This window comes from Aeromicrobium sp., assembly GCF_032084975.1.
Classification (GTDB): Bacteria; Actinomycetota; Actinomycetes; order Propionibacteriales; family Nocardioidaceae; genus Aeromicrobium.
In genome coordinates this window covers 1-3,419 of sequence record NZ_DAMDLR010000136.1, presented here as the reverse complement: position 1 = coordinate 3,419, position 3,419 = coordinate 1, and the positions used below count along the sequence as shown (strand labels likewise).

5 protein-coding genes are annotated in these 3,419 nt (G+C 71.6%); 3 read left to right on the top strand and 2 right to left on the bottom strand.

Annotation, left to right across the window (positions count from 1 at the left end):
• Positions 1-795, bottom strand: a 795-nt coding sequence (locus RT323_RS16300) for a PH domain-containing protein (protein WP_313410308.1), incomplete at its 3' end; no start/stop codon positions are given.
• Complete coding sequence (locus tag RT323_RS16295; protein ID WP_313410307.1) at positions 779-1,285, bottom strand: PH domain-containing protein; 507 nt, start codon at positions 1,283-1,285, stop codon at positions 779-781. The genes RT323_RS16295 and RT323_RS16300, both read right to left, overlap by 17 nt.
• Before the next feature lie 31 nt (positions 1,286-1,316).
• Here RT323_RS16295 and nagA point away from each other — a divergent pair, with 31 nt between their 5' ends.
• From nagA to RT323_RS16280, 3 genes are all read left to right on the top strand, one after another.
• Positions 1,317-2,465: an N-acetylglucosamine-6-phosphate deacetylase gene (nagA, locus tag RT323_RS16290; RefSeq protein ID WP_313410305.1), complete on the top strand. Its 1,149-nt coding sequence runs from the start codon at positions 1,317-1,319 to the stop codon at positions 2,463-2,465.
• A 77-nt stretch (positions 2,466-2,542) separates the two neighbouring features.
• Entirely contained in the window at positions 2,543-2,743 is a 201-nt protein-coding gene (locus tag RT323_RS16285) for a hypothetical protein (protein ID WP_313410303.1), read from the top strand.
• 52 nt (positions 2,744-2,795) lie between these two features.
• Positions 2,796-3,419: AAA family ATPase (locus RT323_RS16280; protein WP_313410302.1), on the top strand; the 624-nt coding region annotated here is incomplete at its 3' end.

The following is a 3,419-nucleotide window of genomic DNA, read 5'->3' as shown; positions in this document are numbered from 1 at the left end:
GACCGCGATGCCCTGCACCCGGTCGTAGGGGATCGTCTGCGAGCTGCGGCTCAGCAGTCCGCGCTCGATCCGCAGGCCTCGCTGCCCGCGCGAGACGGTGAAGTCCCACTGCGCGAAGATGCGCGAGCTGACCATCTGGCCGATGCCGTAGAGCGCCGGGAACAGCACGAACAGGAACGCCCACCCGGCCTCGGTGAACATGCCCACCACGATCGAGGTCAGCGCGGCGACGACCGTCCCGACGAAGTCCAGGGACAGCAGCGTGCCGAAGATGATCTGGTCCGGCGGGACCACGTGCAGCACCTCACGCGCCTGGGGGGAGTGCTCCTCGGGCTCGTCGGCCGAGACGGTGCCGTGCGCCCGGTCGAGCAGCAGCCGGCGGAGCCGGCGCGACTCCGTCAGGGTCAGGAACCGCAGCCGCGTGCGCGAGTCCGAGCCGCCCGCCATCTCGATCGTGAGCTCGGCGAGCCCCACGAGGCGCGCCACCAGCGGCTCGTTGATGTCGACGGACTGCAGCCGCTCGAACGGGATGCGCCGCGAGGTCTTGAACAGCACGCCGCGCTCGACGCGGATCTCCTCGTCGTCGATGACGTACCGGGTGAAGTACCAGCCGGCGTACCCGGCGACGACGCCCAGCACGAAGCCGGCCGGGATCGACAGCAGGGTCCACCAGTTGGGGTCGTCGAAGTCGAGCAGCTGCCACGAGATCGCCACCACGACGCCCGCACCCCAGATGAGCCCCTGCAGCAGGCCCGTCAGCGGGTGCGTGCGGTGCTCCTCAGACGCCGGCGCCATGACCCTCACCGAGCTGGGCGAGCCGGTCGCGCAGGCGCTGGGCCTCGTCGAGCGGGACACCGGGGATCGCGGCCGCGGTGGAGGTCGACGCGGTGTGCAGGGTCACGGTCGCGAAGCCGAACGACCGGGCGAGCGGTCCGGACTGGACGTCGACGAACTGCATCCGGCCGTAGGGCACCACGACGAGCCGGCGGAACATGATGCCGCCCCGCACGACGAAGTCGTCCTCGGCCTCGGCGTAGCCCCAGCTGCGCCGGTTGCGCGGAGCCCACCACCAGATCCACGCGACGAGCGCGATCCCGGCCGCGGCGGGGATCCACAGCACCCAGGCCCAGCCGTCCATCAGGTCGCGGAGCGGGAGCCACAGGCCCAGTGACACCAGGACCAGCAGGACTCCCGAGACGGTTCCGATCAGGGCTCGCGCCGTGGCGAGCCGGGGCGAGACCGGGGTCCACTCGCCCTCCGGACTGGTGAACAGGTCGCGACGCATGCGCCCCACCCTAGGTGTACGGTCCCGTCACGTGGGACACCTGATCAGCGCCGCCGCGGTCGTCGACCTCGGCGTGGACCTCGAGCCGGGCTGGGTCGAGATCGACGAGGGCATGATCGTGGCCTCCGGCACGGGCGAGCCGCCCCGCGCGCCGGACGAGCACCACGACGGCATCCTCGCCCCGGGACTCATCGACGCCCAGATCAACGGTGCCTACGGCGCGGACTTCGCCGCCGCCACCAGCGGCGACTGGGACCGGATCGTCGACGGCCTGGCCGCCACCGGTGTCACCGCGATCGCGCCGACCTTCATCACCGCGCCGGTCGAGGACCTCGTCGAGCAGTTGCGCGAGTTCCGCCGCCAGCGTGCCCGGCTGGCCGGGCGCCCTGGCGCGACCCGCCTGCTCGGCGCGCACGTCGAGGGCCCGTTCATCTCCGCGGCCTGCAAGGGCGCACACGACGAGGCGTTCCTCTCCGATCCCACTCCCGAACGGGTCGATGCGCTGATCGAGGCCGGGGGACCGGACCTGGGCTACGTGACCCTCGCGCCCGAGCGCGCCGGCGCGCTCGAGGCGATCGAGCGGCTCGTCGCGGCAGGCGTCCGCGTCAGCATCGGCCACAGCGACGCCGACGACACCACGGCGTCCCGCGCCGTCGACGCCGGCGCGACTCTGGTGACGCATCTCTACAACGCCCAGCGCGGCCTGCGGCACCGTGACGGTGGCGTGGTGGGCGTCGCGCTGACCGACGAGCGGCTGACGCCGGGACTGATCGGCGACCTGCACCACGTCGACCCCATCGCCATGAAGGTCGCGTTCGCGACCGCCGCGAACCGCCTCATGCTGGTCACCGACGACCTGTCGACGTTCGGGATGCCCCCGGGCAGGTACGAGCTCGGCGGGGCGGCCGTGGTCATCGAGCAGGACCAGCCCGCTCGCCGCGACGACGGCACGATCGCCGGTGCCGCGGTCCGGCTCGACACGTGCATCGCCAACGCCGTGCGCCATGCGGGCGTCGACGTCGCCACCGCCGTGCGAGCGGCCAGCACCGTTCCCGCCTTCGCCCTCGGGGCGCCCGAGCTCGGCACCCTCGGCACTGGGACTCCCGCGGACCTGGTCGTCCTGCATCCCGACGAGCTGCGCGTCACGCACACGTGGGTCGGTGGCTGCCGCGTCGGTTGACCGGGCACCCGGGACGGTGAGACACTGATAGACGCAGCCAACGCTGCGAAACCGCCTATTTCCCTCGAAGGATGATCATGGCCAAAGCGCTGTTCGGCCACGTCGGAGTCACCTCCCCGGAACACGCACACGAGGTCGCCGTGCTGCGACGCCGGATCAGCGACCTCGAGAACGAGGTCCTGCGACTGAAGGCCCAGAACGACGGCCTGCTCGCCCGTCTCGCCGAGACCGCCCACGACGGCGACCTCGCCGAGCTGCTGGAATCCGCCACCCGCTGACCTGCGGCGTTTCCCCTGCGATGGCCGCCATCGCAGGGTCTAGGCTGACGGCGTGTATCTGAAGACCCTGACGCTGCGGGGATTCAAGTCGTTCGCCTCGTCGACGACCTTGGCCCTCGAACCCGGCATCACCGCCGTCGTCGGCCCCAACGGCTCGGGCAAGTCCAACGTCGTCGACGCCCTGTCGTGGGTGATGGGTGAGCAGGGCGCCAAGACGCTGCGCGGCGGCAAGATGGAGGACGTCATCTTCGCCGGCACCGCGGGCCGCGCCCCGCTGGGTCGCGCCGAGGTCGTGCTGACGATCGACAACTCCGACGGCGCGCTGCCGATCGAGTACTCCGAGGTCACGATCAGCCGCACGATGTTCCGCAGCGGCGGCTCCGAGTACGCCATCAACGGCAACACCTGCCGCCTGCTGGACGTCCAGGAGCTGCTCAGCGACTCCGGCATCGGTCGCGAGATGCACGTCATCGTCGGGCAGGGCCAGCTCGACTCCGTCCTGCGGGCGACGCCCGAGGAGCGCCGCGGCTTCGTCGAGGAGGCCGCGGGCGTCCTCAAGCACCGCAAGCGCAAGGAGAAGGCGATCCGCAAGCTGGACGCCACCCAGGACAACCTCACGCGCCTCAACGACGTCCTCACCGAGCTGCGCCGCCAGCTCAAGCCGCTGGGCCGCCAG